The following is a 15,392-nucleotide window of genomic DNA, read 5'->3' as shown; positions in this document are numbered from 1 at the left end:
GTACTCGCCGCCGGGCGGGGTGGTGCGGGGCCGATCGTCGGTCACAGCGGGTTCCCCGGAGCCCTGTCCCGCCGCGCCATGACGCGTGCGGCGGTCCGGACGAGCGCGGCCAGGTCGTCCGGCGTCAGCCAGCGGGGTGTCTTGTTCATGCGGGTCAGCCTAGCCAAAAGCTTGACGCGTCAACCAGAATGGATGACGCTTCATCTACTTTCCGCCCATGCGGAGGAGTTGCGAGCGTGACCGACGATATGACACCCGCGACGGCCGGCCCGGCTCGATGGGCCGCCGCGGACTGCTGGCCGGAACGGCGGCGGCAGCGGCGGCGGGAGCCGCGCTGGTCGCCGGGGCCTCCCCGCCGCGCGGGCCGCCGTGACCGAGCCGGCCCGCTTTCCCGCGGGGCGGCCGCTGCTGATCCGTGGAGCCACCGTGGTGACGGTGGACGAGGCGCGCGGCGTCCGGTCGGACACCGACGTCCTGGTGGTGGGGGAGCGGATCGCGGCCGTGAGCCGGGGACTGTCAGCGCCGCACGACGCGGTGGTGATCGAGGCCGAGGGAGCGCTGCTGTCGCCGGGGTTCGTGGACACCCACCGGCACATGTGGCAGTCCGCGTTGCGCGGCCTCGGGGTCGACTGGACGCTGACGAACTACCTGGAGGCGATCGGCGCCCTGCTGCCGCACCTGCGGCCGGAGGACGTGTACGCCGGCAACGAACGCGGCGAACAGGTGGTCGCCCAGGACCCGCGGGCCGCCGACGTCCTGCGCTACGCCACCCTCGGCGGCGCCGAGGCCCTGGGCATGGGCGACCGCATCGGCTCCATCACCCCCGGCAAGCTGGCCGACCTCGTGCTGCTGCGGCGCGACACGCCGTCGATGGTCCCGGTGCTGGTGTTCCAGGCGGGACGCGGGGACGTCGACACCGTCGTCGTGGGCGGCCGGGTGCGGGGGCACGGCGGCGAACCGGTTGGCCTCGACCTCACCCGCGCCCGACGGCTCGCCGAGGCCAGCCGCGACCACCTCCGCGCCGCCGGCGGGGAAGCGACCTGGCGGTGACTCATCGACCCACCACGCCCCTGACACACCGCCGGGCGTGTTCCGTTCCGTTCCCGTCCCGTCCCGTTTCAGAGGAGGCTGATGATGGATCAGGCGAAGACGAGGCGCTCCGACGCCGGGCGCGATGACCTGCGCATCGGATTCGGACTGCCGCAGTACGGCGCGATGGTTCGAGAGCTCGACCAGATCGGCGAGGGGGTCGCCCGGTTCGCGCGCCAGGCCGAGGAGTTCGGCGCGGACAGCCTGTGGGCCGCCGACCGGGTGCTGGCCGCGGTGAACCCGACCGTGGGATACGGCGGTGGGGACACGATCCCCTGGCAGCTGAACGCCGTGCTCGACCCGTTCGTCGCCCTCACCGTGGCCGCGACCGTCACCGAACGGGCGCTGCTCGGCACGAGCACCGTCAACGCGACCTGGTACCCGCCGCTGCTGCTGGCCCGCTCGCTCAGCGGCATCGACGTGGTCAGCGGCGGCAGGCTGATCCCCGGCTTCGGGATCGGCTGGTCACCCGAGGAGTACCAGGGGGTGGGCGTGCCCTGGAAGGGGCGCGGCGCGCGCCTCGACGAGACGCTCGACGTGCTGGAGGCCGTGTGGAGCGCCACCGGCCCCGTCGAACACCACGGTACGCACGTCTCGTTCCCCGCCGCCCACATCGGACCGCGGCCCATCCAGCGACCCCGGCCCCCCATCTACCTCGCCGGCTTCTCCCCCGCCTCGCGACGCAGGGTGGCCCGCCGGGGCGACGGCCTCCTGGCGGTGGCGGCCGGCACCGACGTCGACCTGGCGGCCGTGGTCGTCGAGCCGCTGCGGCTGATCCGGCGGATGGCCGAGACCGAGGGCCGCGACCCGGCGAGCATCGGCGTCGTCCTGCGCGTCAACCCGACCGCCGGGCAGACGCCGGACGACGTCGCGGACGTCATCCGGCGGGCGCGGGACGAGGCGGATGTCGACCACGCCTTCGTCGACCTCGTGTACCAGGCCGAGCGAGGTGTGGACCACGCGCTCGACCTCGCCCACCGGACGCTGGAGCTGGCGCGCCGCTAGCGGCCTCGCCAACGTTGGCGATAACCTCAGAGAAATTAAGGTTCTCGCGTTGACGCCTTAAAAAACTCAAGATACAAATGAACCATCAGTAGGTCGCCGAGAGCAGGGAGCCGAAGGGTGGACTGGCAGGAGCTGACGGACCTGACACAGGGGCGGCCGTTCGTGGTCGAGCGGGTTCGGCTCGTCGGCAGCGGCGTCGCGGTCGAGGGCCAGTTCGAGCCGCCGCAGTTGGCGCAGCTCGGCGTCGACGACCAGGTGTTCGTCGCCGCGTTCGTGCGGTCGCACGGGTCGATCAAGGAGATGGAGCGGATCTTCGGGGTGAGCTACCCGACGATCAAGTCCCGGCTGAAGCGCATCGCCGAACAGCTCGACTTCGTCGACGTCGACCCGGCGCCCGCCAGCGCCGACATCATCGATCGCCTGCGCCGGGGGGAGATCAGCGCCGAGGAGGCGCTGGCCGAGCTGGAGGGATCCCGATGATCCCGCAGCTGGTGACGGTGCGCCATCGCCGCCCCGACGGCCGGTGGCGGCGGCTGTACGTGCCGGTCCTGCCGGTGGTGTTGCTGCTGTCGCCGCTGCTGCTGCTGGCCGTGCTGGGCGGAGTGATCGCCTGCCTCATCTTCCGGATCGGCCCGGTGGGCGCGCTGCGCGGCGTCGGGCGGCTGCTGTGGGCGCTGCCCGGCGCCCGGTTCGAGATGGAGCAGGGCCGGACGGCCGTGCTGGTCAGCGTCAGATGACGAAGAGGGGCAGGAAACGCACATGAACGAGCAGCGCCGCCAGATCCTGGAGATGCTGGCGGAGGGAAAGATCACCGCGGACGAGGCCGATCGTCTGATCGAAGCGCTCCAGCGCGAGCAGCCCGAGACCCTGCCGGGAACGACCTCCCGCCCGAAGGCCCGCCCCAAGTACCTGCGCGTGGTGATGGACGCCCAGGACGACGCCGGCCCCAGCCGGCTCAATGTGCGCATCCCGCTGCAACTGCTGCGCGCCGGCGTCCGGCTCACCACCCTGCTCCCGCCGGTGGCCATCACCAGGGTCAACGCGGAGCTGGACAGGGTCGGCGTGCCGATCGACCTCGCCGAGCTCAAGCCGCAGCACCTCGATGACCTCGTCGAGCACCTCGACGACGTCATCGTCGACCTCGACGACCCCGGCTCCACGATCCGGGTCTACTGCGAGTGACGCCGCCGCGGTCTCCGCGGTCTCCGCGATCGAACACGGCGCTGGCGACCCGCTGATCGAGACCCGGCGAGGAGCCGGCTCCGCGGTGCTGTCGAGCCGCCGGGGTCGCCATTCGACGGCCCGCGGAGTCCCCGGGCGAGGGGAAAGGCGGCCGGCGTCGCACTCCGGTCGTAGGACGGTCTGGCGGCGACGGCTCCGCCGGCCGCCTGGGTGGAGCGCGCCCTGCCCGGACTGGGTACCGGCTCCGCCAACTCATCCACATCCCCAGTCATGTCCGCCTTCGAAAGGGAATTTCTGTCATGCCCACATCCAATCTGGGTGGTGGTCCCCGGTCGTCCTTCGCCGTCTCGGCGGTCGGTCTGCGCAAGTCCTACGGAGACAAGACCGTGCTCGACGGCGTCGATCTGCGCATTCCTGCCGGGTCCGTGTTCGCGCTGCTCGGGCCGAACGGCGCGGGCAAGACCACCGCGGTGAAGATTCTCTCCACCCTCATCACCGCCGACGGTGGTCAGGCTCAGGTTGGCGGCCACGACCTCGCGGCCAACCCCCAGGCGGTGCGTGCGGCGATCGGTGTCACGGGGCAGTTCTCCGCCGTCGACGGCCTGATCACCGGCGAGGAGAACATGCTCCTGATGGCGGACCTGCACCACCTCTCCAAGCGCGAGGGACGCCGGGTCGCGGCCGAACTGCTGGAGCGCTTCGACCTGGTGGAGGCGGCGAAGAAGCCGGCCTCCACCTACTCCGGCGGTATGAAGCGCCGCCTGGACATCGCGATGACCCTGGTCGGCAGCCCCCGCGTCATCTTCCTCGACGAGCCCACCACCGGCCTTGACCCACGCTCCCGCCACAGCATGTGGGGCATCATCCGAGAGCTGGTCTCCAGCGGCGTCACCGTCTTCCTCACCACCCAGTACCTGGAGGAGGCCGACGAACTCGCCCACCGCATCGCGGTGCTGAACCCGCCGAGGGTGGACGTGCCACACCCGGGGTCCCGGCGTCCGGCTGGGACGCTGCCTGGAACGGCCGTCGGATCGACCGCACGGTGGGGGCATGACTTCTTCCGCACACTCCTCAGCGTCCGTCACCGTCTCCGGAAGCCCGCTCGACGGACGGGTGGCCGTCGTCACCGGCGCCACCAGCGGCATCGGCGCCGCCACCGCCCGTCGGCTGGCCCTCGGCGGCGCCTCCGTCGCGCTGCTCGGCCGCCGCGCGGACCGGCTCACGGCGCTGGCCGAGGAACTGCGTCCGGCGGCCGCCGGCCAACTCCTGCCGGTGGCCGTGGACGTCGCGGACCGCGACGGTCTCGCCCAGGCCGCGGCGACCGTGCGGTCCGCGCTCGGCCGGGTCGACATCGTCGTGGCCAACGCGGGCGCGATGCTGGGCGCCCCGTTCGCGACCGCCGACACCGCCGAGTGGGACCGCATGCTCGACGTCAACCTGCGCGGGCTGCTGCTCACGGGCCGCGCCTTCGTCGACGACCTGCTCGCCGCGGCGGAGAGCGGCCCGGCCGACCTCGTGCACGTCGGCTCCATCGGCGGGCACAGCCTCTACCCCAACTGGTCCGTCTACTGCGCCACCAAGGCCGCCGTGGCCCACCTGACCCGCAACCTGCGGGCCGAACTGGGACCGCGCAACGTACGGGTGCGCACCATCGAGCCCGGCGTAACCGCCACCGAACTGGGGGACGACATGCTGAACGGTGACATGCGCGCCGCCCTGGCCCGGATGCGGAGCGACCTGCGGCCGCTGTCCGCGGAGGACATCGCCGAGTCCGTCGCCTTCACCGTCGCGGCACCGGCCAACGTGAACATCGCCGAACTCGTCGTGGTCCCGGTACGGCTGGGCTGAGGCCGGCGCGCGCGGGACGGCTCAGGCCCCGATCAGGAACCCGCCGATCAGGACCGGGGCGATGTCGGAGGCGGTGAGGGCGGCGGCCAGGGCGCAGGCTGTGGCGAGCGCGGCGGTGACGAGTCGGCGTGCGGACATGGGGACCTCCAGAGAAGACGGGGCGGGTGCCGCCGAGTTGGACCAACCGGCGGCCCCGGAGGTTGCCCGTCCTGGCGGGCGCGTCAGGCTGTGACGAAGGTCGTGATGCTCCGGGCGGGGAGTTGGGCGGTGAAGGTGCCGTTGGTCACGGTGATGGCGGCCTGGGGCGCGAGGTTTCTGGTCGCGTCGGTGAGCCAGGAGGAGACGCGTGCCGAGGCGTTGTTCTGCAGGGTGAAGGGCTGGCTGACCGACGAGGTCCCCTTGTTGACGGCGACGATGACGATCTGGCCGTTCCCGCCTCGGTAGGCGGAGGTGTAGAGGTTCGACTGGGCGGCGGGGGTGGCGTCGATCCGCACGTGCCCCGGGCGGACGAACTTCGAGAAGTGCGCCATGTTGGCGCCGCGCTTGCTGATCTGTCCGTCTTCCCGCATGGGGCCGTAGCCGCGCCGGATGTACCACCACACGTACGCCTGGAACTCGCCGTCCACCAGAGCCCGGTGGATGTGTTCGCCGACGTCGAGGGCCTGGGGCCAGAGGTCGGCGGAGTCGCTGCTGTTGGGGTGGTAGACCTCGGTCATCCACAGTTCCTTGCCGGCGCCGCGCTGTGTGAAGAGGGGGTAGGGGAAGTTCTGATACGGCGTGCCGTACAGGTGCGCCCCGAGGATGTCGAGGTTCGCCAGCGCCTGGGCGTCGTTGAGGATCGGATCAGAGAAGCTTTTCACGTACTGGAAGGACTCCGGGGCGATGACCCGGGTGCTGATCGAGCCGGCGTTCTCGCGCAGGAAGCGGATCATCTCGGTGGGGGTCCACCAGGTCCAGTCGTGCGCGTAGTCCGGCTCGTTCTGCACCGAGATGGCGTAGAGGTTCACGCCGTTGTTGCGCATGAAGGTGACGAAGTCGTTGAGGTGCTGGGCGTATGCGGCGTAGCTGTCGTACCTGAGTCGGCGGGCGTTGGTCTGGCTGCCGCGCACGAAGGTTTCCACCATGTTGGCGGGTGGGTTCCAGGGTGAGGCGATGACCGTGGCGCCGAGCTCCACGGCGCGGCGGGCGGTGGCGACCTCGCGGCTCCAGTTCGCCCGGTCCTCGTGGACGGGGATGCGGAGGATGGTGAAGCCGAGTTGTCCGGTGCCGTTGCCGAAGGCGGTGTCGCGTTGGGCGGCTGTGAGGTCGCTGATCCAGACGGTGTGGTTCATGCCGCCGAAGCCCCGGATGGTCTGTCGGGTCGCCGAGGGGTTGACGACCACGGTGGCCGCCACCGTGATCGGCGTCCCGGGTGCGGCCGCGGCTGGCGTGGTGGTGGCGGCGAGGACCGGCAGGGTCCCCAGCGTCGCCAACACCGCCCTCCGACTCGGAGATCCAGGACCGGTGCCCATCGATTCGTTCCGCTGTGCCGTCACTGTGTCGCCTCCCGAGCGTCGTCGATTGGGAGCGCTCCCATTACGGATCGCTGGCAACGTAACGGCCCCGCCCACGACCGTCAACGGCTGTCGCGACGGGTTCGTCGCCCCGCTGGGGAAGTCCTCGACGCCGAGCACCCGCGGGAGTTCGAGGCGCTCGCGGGCCTCGGCGGTCGCCGGGGCGAAGTGCGGCAGTCTCCTCGCGCGGGGCGGGGCCGATCACGAAGGCCACCCACGACCATGGGGCTGGCCCGGCGCGGCCAATTCGCACCCATCCAGACCCTGGAAGCCGGGGTCGGGACGCACATGCGAGCCCGGCCCCGGCCGGTGGTGTGGGTGGTCAGGAGGCAGGCAGTTCGCCGCGCACGGTGCGTGCCGCCGTGACCAGGTTCCGCAGCGCGGCGCGGGTCTCGGGCCAGCCGCGGGTCTTCAGGCCGCAGTCGGGGTTGACCCACAGGCGGTCCGCGGGGATGGCGCGCAGGCCGGTGCGCAGGAGCGCCGCGGCCTCTTCGGCGCTCGGCACGCGCGGGGAGTGGATGTCGTAGACCCCGGGGCCGGCCTCGCGCGGGTAGCCGTGCGCGGCGAGTTCGCGGGCGACCTGCATGTGGGAGCGGGCGGCCTCCAGGCTGATGACGTCGGCGTCGAGGTCGTCGATGGCCTGGACGATGTCGCCGAACTCGGCATAGCACATGTGGGTGTGGATCTGAGTGTCGGGACGCACGCCGCCGGTGGTGAGCCGGAACGCCTCCGTGGCCCACTCCAGGTATCCGGCGCGGTCGGCGGCCCGCAGGGGGAGCGTCTCGCGCAGCGCGGGCTCGTCCACCTGGATCACCGAGGTCCCGGCCGTCTCCAGGTCGTTCACCTCGTCGCGCAGTGCGAGGGCGACCTGGCGGGCCGTGTCGCCCAGGGGCTGGTCGTCGCGGACGAAGGACCAGGCGAGCATCGTCACCGGGCCGGTCAGCATGCCCTTGACCGGGCGGGAGGTGAGCGACGCGGCGTACGTCGTCCAGCGCACCGTCATCGGCTCGGGGCGTGAGATGTCGCCGGCCAGGATCGGCGGTCGGACGTAGCGGGTGCCGTAGGACTGCACCCAGCCGTGCTGGGTGGCGAGGTAGCCGGTGAGCTGCTCGGCGAAGTACTGCACCATGTCGTTGCGTTCGGCCTCGCCGTGCACCAGGACGTCGACGCCGATCTCCTCCTGGAAGGAGACGACCTCCCGGATCTCGGCCCTGACGCGCTCCTCGTAGCCGGCGGTGTCGAGGTGGCCGGCGCGCAGGTCGGCGCGGGCGGCGCGCAGGTCGCCGGTCTGCGGGAAGGAGCCGATGGTCGTGGTCGGCAGCCTCGGCAGGCCGAGGCGGGCGCGCTGGGCGGCGGCCCGCTCGCGGTAGGGCCGCGAGCGGCGGGCCTCGGCCTCGGTCACCGCGGCGGCGCGGGCGCGGACGGCCGGGTCGCGGGTGATGGGAGAGCCGGCGCGGGAGGCCAGGTCGGCGCGGTTGGCGGCGAGTTCGGCCGCGATGGCGTCGGTGCCGAGGGAGAGCCCTCTGGCGAGGGTGACGAGCTCGGTCGTCTTCTGCCGGGCGAAGGCGAGCCAGCGCAGGATCTGCGGGTCGATGTCCCGCTCGGCCGCCGTGTCGAGCGGGACGTGCAGCAGCGAGCAGGAGGCGGCGACGTCCACCCGGTCGGCCAGGCCGAGCAGGGTGCCGAGGGTGGTGAGGGACCTCGACAGGTCGTTGATCCAGACGTTGCGGCCGTCGACCACGCCGGCGACCAGGCGCTTGCCCGGCAGCCCGCCGACGGCCGCCAGCGCGTCGAGGTTGGGCGCCGCGGCGGCGGTGAAGTCCATGGCGAGCCCGTCGACCGGGGCCTTGGCGAGTACGGGCAGGGCGTCGCCGAGCCGGTCGAAGTAGGTGGCGACCAGGATCTTCGGCCGGTCGGCGAGGGAACCGAGCGCGCGGTAGGCGCGGGCGGCGGCGTCCAGTTCGGCCGGGGTGCGGTCCTGGACGAGGGCCGGCTCGTCCAGCTGCGCCCACTCCGCGCCGGCCGCCCGAAGGTCGGCCAGGACCTCGGCGTACACCGGCAGCAGGCGGTCGAGCAGGGCCAGCGGCTCGAAGTCGGCGGGCGCGTCGGGTGCCGGCTTGGCGAGCAGCAGGTAGGTGACGGGGCCGACGAGGACGGGGCGGGCCGGCAGGCCGAGGGCGAGGGCTTCCGTGAGCTCGCCGACCTGTTTGGTGGAGTCGGCGGTGAACTCCGTGTCCGGGCCGAGTTCGGGGACCAGGTAGTGGTAGTTGGTGTCGAACCACTTGGTCATCTCGAGCGGTGCGACGTCCCGCGTGCCGCGCGCCATGGCGAAGTAGCCGTCGAGCGGGTCGGCGGCGACGGCGGCCCGGTGGCGGGCCGGGATCGCGCCGACCATCACGGTGGTGTCCAGGACGTGGTCGTAGGTGGAGAAGTCGCCGGTGGGGACCTCGGCGACGCCGGCCTCGGCCAGCTGCCGCCAGTTGGCGCGGCGCAGTTCGGCGGCGGTGGCCCGGAGGGCGTCGGCGGTGACGCGCCCCTTCCAGTAGCCCTCGATCGCCCTCTTCAACTCCCGGTCCCGACCCTGGCGGGGGTAGCCGTACACGGTGGCCCGTGCGGCCGCGGGCTTGGTGGCTGCGGGCATGGTGGTCATGGAGATCTCCTTCGCGAGACGCTTCCCTGAGATCCCTGCGACGGGACGCGGGCGCGAAGGGGACGGCACCGGACGGGAACGGCCACGCGCCGCAAGGCGCTGTCGTCCGCCTGGGTGTGTACGCCGACCCGCCCACGAGGTCACCGGGATGTCCGCGCCCGGGTCGTCCGCGCGCGGGCAGCTGGCAGGTCTTCGGACTCGCGGGCCCGCCCTCCTGACCGGAGGACACCTACTGGCCGTCGCTTCCCAGGCCCGTTCGTCGGGCCCAGTGCGTATGACGGCGGTCGTTCCCGCTCACCGCTGCGGGGCAGTCCCGGATTCCCACCGGGTTCCCTCTTGCGACGCGTCCCGCCTGGCGGACGGGGCGAACCAGCTGCGACGGCCAGCGTACGGCTCCGCCGGGGCTTTGGGGGGCACGTCCGTCATCCGGATGCTTGACGCGGCGGTGGCCGGTGCCGGCGCGGCTGGGGCGGCGCGCCGGCACCGCGGCGACCGGGGGGCGCGCCGAGCGGTACCTCTCCGGCCGGGTGTCGCGGCCGGAGGACGCTTCGTCAGCGCGCGGTTCGGGTCGTCCACGGCCGGAGCTTGTCCGGGTTGAGGACGGCCCAGATGTGCCTGATCCGGTCGCCCGCGATGTCGAAGGCCAGCACCGCCACGGTGACGCCGTCCAGTTGGGCCACCAGGCCCGGGCGGCCGTTGACCGTGCGCTCCAGGAGCGTCATGGGGCCCGCGGCGCCGGGCCGGTCGGCGAAGAAGCGCGCGATCCGCTCGGCGCCCTCGACGGGGCGGGGTGCGGCCGTCACCAGGCCGCCGCCGTCGCCGGTCGCCGTGGCGTCGGGGGCCAGCAGCCCGACGAGCGTGTCGATGTCCTTGGCCTCCCAGGCCCGCCTGAAGGCCCTGACGAGGTCGGCGCGCCCGGCCGCCGGGGTGGCGGTGGGGCCCCGCGACGCGGAGACGCGACGCCGGGCCGACGAGGCGAGCTGACGGCAGGCGGCCGGCGTGCGGCCGACGATCTCGGCGACCTCGGCGAAGGGGTAGCGGAACACGTCGTGCAGGACGAACGCCACCCGCTCGGCCGGGGTCATCGATTCGAGCACCACGAGGAAGGCCATGGTGACCGACTCGTCGAGGGTGACCCGGTCGGCCGGATCGGCAGAGGTGCCGGTGGTCCACCGCCCGTTGACCCACTCCGTGCGGTCCGGGAGCGGCTCGGGTAGCCACTCGCCCACGTACCGCTCCCGCCTGGCCCGCGCCGAGCCGAGCAGGTCGAGACAGATGCGGCTGGCGACGGTCGTCAGCCAACCGCCGGGAGACTCGACGCGCGCCCGCCGCCACTCGGGCATGGCGTACCAGCGGGCGTAGGTCTCCTGCACGACGTCCTCGGCGTCGGCCAGCGAGCCGAGGAGGCGGTACCCGAGGCCGATCAGCTGCTGTCGCTCGCCCAGGACCGCGCTCGGGCCCGGTTCGGTCTTGGCCCTCATGGCGTCGCCGTCCCCTTCCATCGCGTTCACCTTCACCACCTCGACGAGACAGCCCGGCGAAGTGTGAGGTCCGCGCCTCGCCTCACACGTCGGGCGCCTGTCTCGTCGTACCCGGCAGGACGCCCGAGCAGGACGCCCGAGCAGGTATTCGAGGGAAGGAGACCGATCGTGGACCCCGTGAACGTCGCGATCATCTACTACAGCGCCACCGGCACCGTGCACGCCCTGGCGCGGGCCGCCGCCGAGGGCGCGGAGCGGGCCGGCGCGCGGGTGCGACTGCGGAGGGTCGCCGAGACGGCCCCGCGGGAGGCGATCGACGCGAGGCCGGAGTGGGCGCGACACCTCAGTGACACCGCCGACGTCGCGGAGGCGAGCCTCGACGACCTGGACTGGGCGGACGCGGTGCTGTTCGGCAGCCCCACCCGGTTCGGCAACCCGGCCAGCCAGCTGCGGGCGTTCATCGACGCCACCGGCGCCCTGTGGTTCCAGGGCCGGCTCGCGAACAAGGTGTACTCGGCGTTCACCGCCTCCAACACCGCCCACGGCGGACAGGAGTCCACCCTGCTGGCGCTGGCGAACACGTTCTACCACTGGGGCGGCGTCATCGTGCCCCCCGGCTACACCGACCCCGTCCAGTTCGAGTCCGGCAACCCGTACGGCACCTCGCACGTGGCCGGCGACGGACCGCCCGGCGAGGTCGCCACCCGGGCCGCGCACCACCAGGCCCGCCGCGTCGTCGAGACGGCGGCCTCGCTCAGGGCCGGCCGCGCCGTGTCCGGTTGACCCGGCCGCAGACCTCGACGTGCCGTCCAGGACGCGTTGGTGGATCACGCGGCTGGGCTCGCCGGGCGGGAGACATCGGGCGGCAGGGCGAACGTCCAGCCGTTCCAGGCGTACTGACGGTGGGTGTGCGGGTCGGCCCCCGGCTGCTTCAGGGCGATGATCTGTTCGGGCGGTGGGGGCGGCGGAAGGTGGTCGACGAACGCGGGGCCGGTCGCCACCGAGTCGCCCGTCGTGCCACCAGAGTTGAGCCGTCGTGCCGTCGAGCCGAGGAGGAGACCGCCGTGTCAGGACCGTTGACGCACACCGTCGCCACCGCCCCCGTGGCGGAGCGGCGGTCCGTGCTGCGCGACCCGTCCTTCCTGCGGCTGTGGGCGGGCACCACCGCCTCGGGGCTCGCGACCTGGGCGATGCCGTTCGTCCTGGGGCTCGCCGTGTTGGACGGCACCCTCACGGCCGGGGCGCTGGGCCTGGTCCTGGCGACGCGCACCGCCGGCTTCCTCGGTGCCGTGGTGGTCGGAGGGGTGCTCGCCGACCGGTACTCGCGCCGCGCCGTGGTGTGGTGGTCCGGCCTCGCCGCCGGCCTGGCCAGCCCGGTGCTCGCCGCCGGCGTGGGGCGGTCGGTGACGGTGATGGCGCTGGCCGGCGCCGTGATAGGCGCCGGCCAGGGCGCCTGCCGGCCCGCCTTCCAGGCCCTGACCGCGGAGGTCGTGGCCGCCTCGCTCCGGCAACGGGCCAACGCCGCCATGACCCTGTCCGTGCGGGTGACGACGCTGACCGGCCCCGGACTCGCGGCGCTGCTCGCCGCCTTCCTCGCCGTCCCCCTGCTGCTGCTCGGCACGGCCCTGCTGTGGCTCGCCGCTGCCGCGGTGCCGCCGCGCGGGCGGCACGCCCCGGCCGGCGCCCCCGCCGCCGGCGAACGCACCGGCTTCGCCGCCGAGTTCGCCGAGGGGGTGCGGGAGGCCAGGCGGCACCCCTGGTTCCTCGCCGGGCTCGGCGCGCTGGCCGCCGTCATCACCACCGGCTACTCGGCGACCGGGGTGCTCCTGCCCCTGGTCAGCCGCGACCGCTACGGCGTCGAGACGGTGCTGGTCGCCGCGACCACCGCCTACACCGCGGGCGCGCTGCTCGGCGCCCTGCTGATCGCGCGCTGGTACCCGAGGTCCGCCGGCTGGGCGGCCCTGGCGGGCCTGGCCGCCTACGGTCTGGCCCCGCTCAGCCTGTGGCTGCCGGTGCACCCGGCCCTGGTGGTCGCCGCCTACGCGGTGGCGGGCGTCGGCATCGAGCTCTTCAACGTGCCCTGGTTCACCGCGACGCAGCGGGAGGTGGAGCCCCGGCAGCTGGCGCGCGTCTCCTCGCTCGACTTCCTGGTCTCCTACGGCCTGGCGCCGGTCGGCCTCGCGCTGATCGCCCCGGCGGCCGAGACCTTCGGTCCCGGGCCCGTGCTCGCCGTCTGCACCGTCGTGTGCTTCCTCGCCCCGGCCGCCGCCGCGCTCGTCCCGACCACCCGACGCTTCGCCAGCCGGTAGTTGTGAAAGGGTGGTTGTGCACGACCTGCGACAGCGCCACCATGGCGCTCATGGTCGCGTCCGCCACCGAGGCCCGCCGGCTGCTCGCCCGCGACGGGGCCGTGGTCCTCGCCGGCTGGGAGCGCGACGAGAACGCCCTGTTCGCCGCCTCGGGGAACTCTTCCCGCCGCGCCTGCGCCGGGCCGCCGACGCCTGGTCTGACCACGGGACGGCTCGGACGGAGGTGTGGACGGGGATGAGCGAGACGGATCCGCACATCCACGTCGAGCAGTTGATGCGCGCCAAGAAGCGAAGGTTGCTTGTCCAGCCACGACGTCACAGAGCTGGTGGGCGTGTCCTGCCTTGCCGCCGGGGCTGACACGCTCCTCGCCGAAACCGTGCTGGAGGTCGGCGCCCGCCTGGTCCTGGTGATTCCCGCCCGCGACTACCGGGCCCGGAAGGTGGCGCCCGAACACGTCCTCGCGTTCGACCGGCTGCTGGAGGCGGCCGACGAGGTGGTCACCATGCCGTGGGCGAAGGCGGGAGGCGAGGCGTACACGGCGGCGGGAAAGGAACTGCTGCGTCGTGCCGATCGGCTGGTCGCGGTGTGGAGCGGCTCGCCCCCCACGGGCAAGGGTGGGACCGCGGACGTGGTCGTCCAGGCCCAGGCGGCCGGGCTGCCGGTGGACGTCGTCTGGCCCGAGGGCGCCGCGCGGCGTGGCTGAGGGCTGAGCCCCCTGGCCGGCGGCGTGGCGGAGAGGCCGCCGGTCGCCGGCTCAGTGGGGGTTCATGATGTCGATGACTCGCATGAATCCGTCGGTGCCGTGCCCGCGGCCGATGGCGCGGCGGGCCAGGCCTTCGGCGGCGCGCATCAGGCTCGCGTCGATGCCGTGTTCCTCGGAGGTGTGGACGATGTGGGCCATGGTCGACACGGTCGAGGTGATGGGGTTGATGTCCCCGGCGTACTGTCCGTTGTCGATGTCCTCCACGCCGAGGCCGAACAGCGGCGGCAGGATCGCGGCGATGCCCTGGGCGAACGGCGCCAGTTCCTGCGCGGTGATGCCTTCCGCCCGCGCCACGGCGAGGGCGTGCGCGTAGCCGGCCATCGCCGTCCAGAAGATGTCGAGCAGAGCGATGTCGTACGCGGCCGCGCGGCCGATCTCCGCGCCGAGGTGGGTGTGCGCGCCGCCGAGGGTGTCGAGCACCGGCCGGTGCTCCTGGTAGAGCCGCTCCGGGCCGCTGTAGAGGAACACGGCGTCCGGTGTCCCGATGGTCGTGGTCGGCGTCATGATCGCGCCGTCCAGGTACCCGATGCCGTGGTCGGCCGCCCACGCGGCGGCGTCGCGGGCCCGGTTGGGGTTGTCGGCGGTCAGGTTGACCACCGTGCGCCCCTTGAGGGCTTCGACCATCTCCGGGCGGCGCAGGACGGCGTCGGCCGCGTCGTAGTTCACCACGCACACCACGGTCAACTCGCTCGCGGTGACCGCCTCCTCAGCTGTTCGGGCACCGGTCGCGCCCCGTGCCACGAGTTCCCGGTCCCGGCCCGGGGTGCGGTTCCAGACCGTGGTCCGCAGCCCCGCGTCGAGGAACGCGCCGCCCAGCGCGCGGCCCATCGGCCCCAGGCCGAGGACGGTGACGGCAGACTGGTCGGAGGGCTCGGTGGATGAGGACATGCTCAGCTCCTATCGTTAAATCGACATCGAAGTCTTGTGTAAGGGGTGGAGATGACCCGCGGTCGTGCTCAGGACACGAACGTCTGCGGAGTGACGGCGGCGATCGCCGTGCTCGACGGCAAGTGGAAGACCGTCCTGCTGTGGGCGCTTGAGGACGGCCCGCAGCGGCCGGGCGAGCTGCGCCGGCGGCTACCGGGTATCAGTGAGAAGATCCTGACCCAGGCGCTCCGGGAGATGGAGGCCGACGAGCTGGTGCACCGGGAGGTGTACGACGAGCTGCCACTGAAGACGGTCTACTCCCTGACCGCCTACGGTCGCGAACTCGCCGACGCGCTGGAGCCCCTCTCCGCCTGGGGGTACCGACGCCTGACCCGGCTCACCGAGGCCCGCACCGCCCTCTGACACCGCCGACCTCCCGGACGCCCTCGACTCGGCCGCCCTTCCGGCCGCCGCACACACAGCCTCGCCCGCCCGCCAGGTCGCCGACAAGTACCCACAAAAAAGTGGGTACGCCGGATGGTGATGGTCGGGACCACGGTGCGACACAGGGGATGTGGATGACGGGCGGGGACGTCGACGGGCAGGTGTGGGATCCGTTCGGGACGTTGGGGCGGGCGCTGTGG

General features: G+C 73.0%; 16 protein-coding genes, 1 pseudogene and 1 riboswitch. Of the genes and pseudogenes, 12 read left to right on the top strand and 5 right to left on the bottom strand.

Annotated elements, in window-relative coordinates; genetic code table 11:
- The first annotated feature begins 369 nt into the window (after positions 1-369).
- From E1265_RS21180 to E1265_RS21150, 7 genes and pseudogenes are all read left to right on the top strand, one after another.
- Positions 370-1,050: an amidohydrolase family protein gene (locus tag E1265_RS21180; RefSeq protein WP_132932257.1), complete on the top strand. Its 681-nt coding sequence runs from the start codon at positions 370-372 to the stop codon at positions 1,048-1,050.
- Between the two features lie 81 nt (positions 1,051-1,131).
- Complete coding sequence (locus E1265_RS21175; RefSeq protein ID WP_347877230.1) at positions 1,132-2,094, top strand: TIGR03619 family F420-dependent LLM class oxidoreductase; 963 nt, start codon at positions 1,132-1,134, stop codon at positions 2,092-2,094.
- A 117-nt stretch (positions 2,095-2,211) separates the two neighbouring features.
- Positions 2,212-2,574, top strand: a complete 363-nt coding sequence (locus E1265_RS21170) for a DUF2089 domain-containing protein (protein ID WP_132932256.1) — start codon at positions 2,212-2,214, stop codon at positions 2,572-2,574.
- Positions 2,571-2,831 (top strand): hypothetical protein, encoded by a 261-nt coding sequence (locus tag E1265_RS21165; protein ID WP_132932254.1) that lies wholly within the window; start codon positions 2,571-2,573, stop codon positions 2,829-2,831. Before E1265_RS21170 ends, E1265_RS21165 begins: the two co-directional genes overlap by 4 nt.
- 22 nt (positions 2,832-2,853) lie before the next feature.
- Positions 2,854-3,276: a hypothetical protein gene (locus E1265_RS21160; RefSeq protein WP_132932252.1), complete on the top strand. Its 423-nt coding sequence runs from the start codon at positions 2,854-2,856 to the stop codon at positions 3,274-3,276.
- Between the two features lie 299 nt (positions 3,277-3,575).
- Positions 3,576-4,235 (top strand): annotated as a pseudogene (locus E1265_RS21155) (ATP-binding cassette domain-containing protein); the annotation flags it as partial.
- A gap of 91 nt (positions 4,236-4,326) precedes the next feature.
- Complete coding sequence (locus E1265_RS21150; protein ID WP_132932250.1) at positions 4,327-5,124, top strand: SDR family oxidoreductase; 798 nt, start codon at positions 4,327-4,329, stop codon at positions 5,122-5,124.
- 221 nt (positions 5,125-5,345) lie between these two features.
- Here E1265_RS21150 and E1265_RS21145 read toward each other — a convergent pair whose 3' ends face one another.
- From E1265_RS21145 to sigJ, 3 genes are all read right to left on the bottom strand, one after another.
- On the bottom strand, positions 5,346-6,635 hold the full coding sequence (locus E1265_RS21145) for a glycoside hydrolase family 30 beta sandwich domain-containing protein (protein WP_132932265.1): 1,290 nt from the start codon (positions 6,633-6,635) through the stop codon (positions 5,346-5,348).
- A gap of 364 nt (positions 6,636-6,999) precedes the next feature.
- Positions 7,000-9,327, bottom strand: a complete 2,328-nt coding sequence (metE, locus tag E1265_RS21140; RefSeq protein WP_132932248.1) for a 5-methyltetrahydropteroyltriglutamate--homocysteine S-methyltransferase — start codon at positions 9,325-9,327, stop codon at positions 7,000-7,002.
- Positions 9,328-9,506: 179 nt separating this feature from the next.
- Positions 9,507-9,701: riboswitch (cobalamin riboswitch) on the bottom strand.
- 177 nt (positions 9,702-9,878) lie between these two features.
- The gene (sigJ, locus tag E1265_RS21135) at positions 9,879-10,829 is read right to left on the bottom strand and encodes an RNA polymerase sigma factor SigJ (protein ID WP_132932263.1); all 951 of its coding nucleotides are present in this window, start codon (positions 10,827-10,829) and stop codon (positions 9,879-9,881) included.
- Between the two features lie 144 nt (positions 10,830-10,973).
- Between sigJ and wrbA the strand changes: the two genes are divergently transcribed.
- The gene (gene wrbA / locus E1265_RS21130) at positions 10,974-11,591 is read left to right on the top strand and encodes an NAD(P)H:quinone oxidoreductase (RefSeq protein WP_132932261.1); all 618 of its coding nucleotides are present in this window, start codon (positions 10,974-10,976) and stop codon (positions 11,589-11,591) included.
- A gap of 44 nt (positions 11,592-11,635) precedes the next feature.
- On the opposite strand, the gene E1265_RS37175 is transcribed toward wrbA, so the two are convergent.
- On the bottom strand, positions 11,636-11,809 hold the full coding sequence (locus tag E1265_RS37175; protein WP_165953824.1) for a hypothetical protein: 174 nt from the start codon (positions 11,807-11,809) through the stop codon (positions 11,636-11,638).
- 141 nt (positions 11,810-11,950) lie between these two features.
- Between E1265_RS37175 and E1265_RS21125 the strand changes: the two genes are divergently transcribed.
- From E1265_RS21125 to E1265_RS21115, 3 genes are read left to right on the top strand one after another with little or no spacing between them, the layout of a single operon-like run.
- Positions 11,951-13,117 (top strand): MFS transporter, encoded by a 1,167-nt coding sequence (locus E1265_RS21125; protein WP_207931152.1) that lies wholly within the window; start codon positions 11,951-11,953, stop codon positions 13,115-13,117.
- Between the two features lie 50 nt (positions 13,118-13,167).
- Complete coding sequence (locus tag E1265_RS21120; RefSeq protein WP_132932246.1) at positions 13,168-13,356, top strand: hypothetical protein; 189 nt, start codon at positions 13,168-13,170, stop codon at positions 13,354-13,356.
- A 60-nt stretch (positions 13,357-13,416) separates the two neighbouring features.
- The gene (locus E1265_RS21115; RefSeq protein WP_243740991.1) at positions 13,417-13,821 is read left to right on the top strand and encodes a hypothetical protein; all 405 of its coding nucleotides are present in this window, start codon (positions 13,417-13,419) and stop codon (positions 13,819-13,821) included.
- 51 nt (positions 13,822-13,872) lie between these two features.
- Here the strand turns inward: E1265_RS21115 and E1265_RS21110 are convergent, their stop codons facing one another.
- Positions 13,873-14,769: an NAD(P)-binding domain-containing protein gene (locus E1265_RS21110; RefSeq protein WP_132932244.1), complete on the bottom strand. Its 897-nt coding sequence runs from the start codon at positions 14,767-14,769 to the stop codon at positions 13,873-13,875.
- Positions 14,770-14,820: 51 nt separating this feature from the next.
- Here E1265_RS21110 and E1265_RS21105 point away from each other — a divergent pair, with 51 nt between their 5' ends.
- A complete protein-coding gene (locus tag E1265_RS21105) occupies positions 14,821-15,171 on the top strand; it encodes a helix-turn-helix domain-containing protein (protein ID WP_132932242.1) in 351 nt (116 codons plus the stop codon).
- The last annotated feature ends 221 nt before the right edge of the window (positions 15,172-15,392 follow it).

This window comes from Streptomyces sp. 8K308 (genome assembly GCF_004348315.1).
In the GTDB taxonomy this organism is placed as follows: Bacteria; Actinomycetota; Actinomycetes; order Streptomycetales; family Streptomycetaceae; genus Streptomyces.
This window is presented reverse-complemented; position numbering and strand designations above follow the sequence as displayed.

Bases quoted from the DNA above. Each gene is read 5' to 3' on its own strand.
- E1265_RS21175 (WP_347877230.1), top strand. From the start codon at position 1,132: ATGATGGATCAGGCGAAGACGAGGCGCTCCGACGCCGGGCGCGATGAC.
- E1265_RS21165 (WP_132932254.1), top strand. From the start codon at position 2,571: ATGATCCCGCAGCTGGTGACGGTGCGCCATCGCCGCCCCGACGGCCGG.
- E1265_RS21160 (WP_132932252.1), top strand. From the start codon at position 2,854: ATGAACGAGCAGCGCCGCCAGATCCTGGAGATGCTGGCGGAGGGAAAG.
- E1265_RS21150 (WP_132932250.1), top strand. From the start codon at position 4,327: ATGACTTCTTCCGCACACTCCTCAGCGTCCGTCACCGTCTCCGGAAGC.
- E1265_RS21145 (WP_132932265.1), bottom strand. From the start codon at position 6,635: ATGGGCACCGGTCCTGGATCTCCGAGTCGGAGGGCGGTGTTGGCGACG.
- metE (WP_132932248.1), bottom strand. From the start codon at position 9,327: ATGACCACCATGCCCGCAGCCACCAAGCCCGCGGCCGCACGGGCCACC.
- sigJ (WP_132932263.1), bottom strand. From the start codon at position 10,829: ATGGAAGGGGACGGCGACGCCATGAGGGCCAAGACCGAACCGGGCCCG.
- E1265_RS21120 (WP_132932246.1), top strand. From the start codon at position 13,168: ATGGTCGCGTCCGCCACCGAGGCCCGCCGGCTGCTCGCCCGCGACGGG.
- E1265_RS21110 (WP_132932244.1), bottom strand. From the start codon at position 14,769: ATGTCCTCATCCACCGAGCCCTCCGACCAGTCTGCCGTCACCGTCCTC.
- E1265_RS21105 (WP_132932242.1), top strand. From the start codon at position 14,821: ATGACCCGCGGTCGTGCTCAGGACACGAACGTCTGCGGAGTGACGGCG.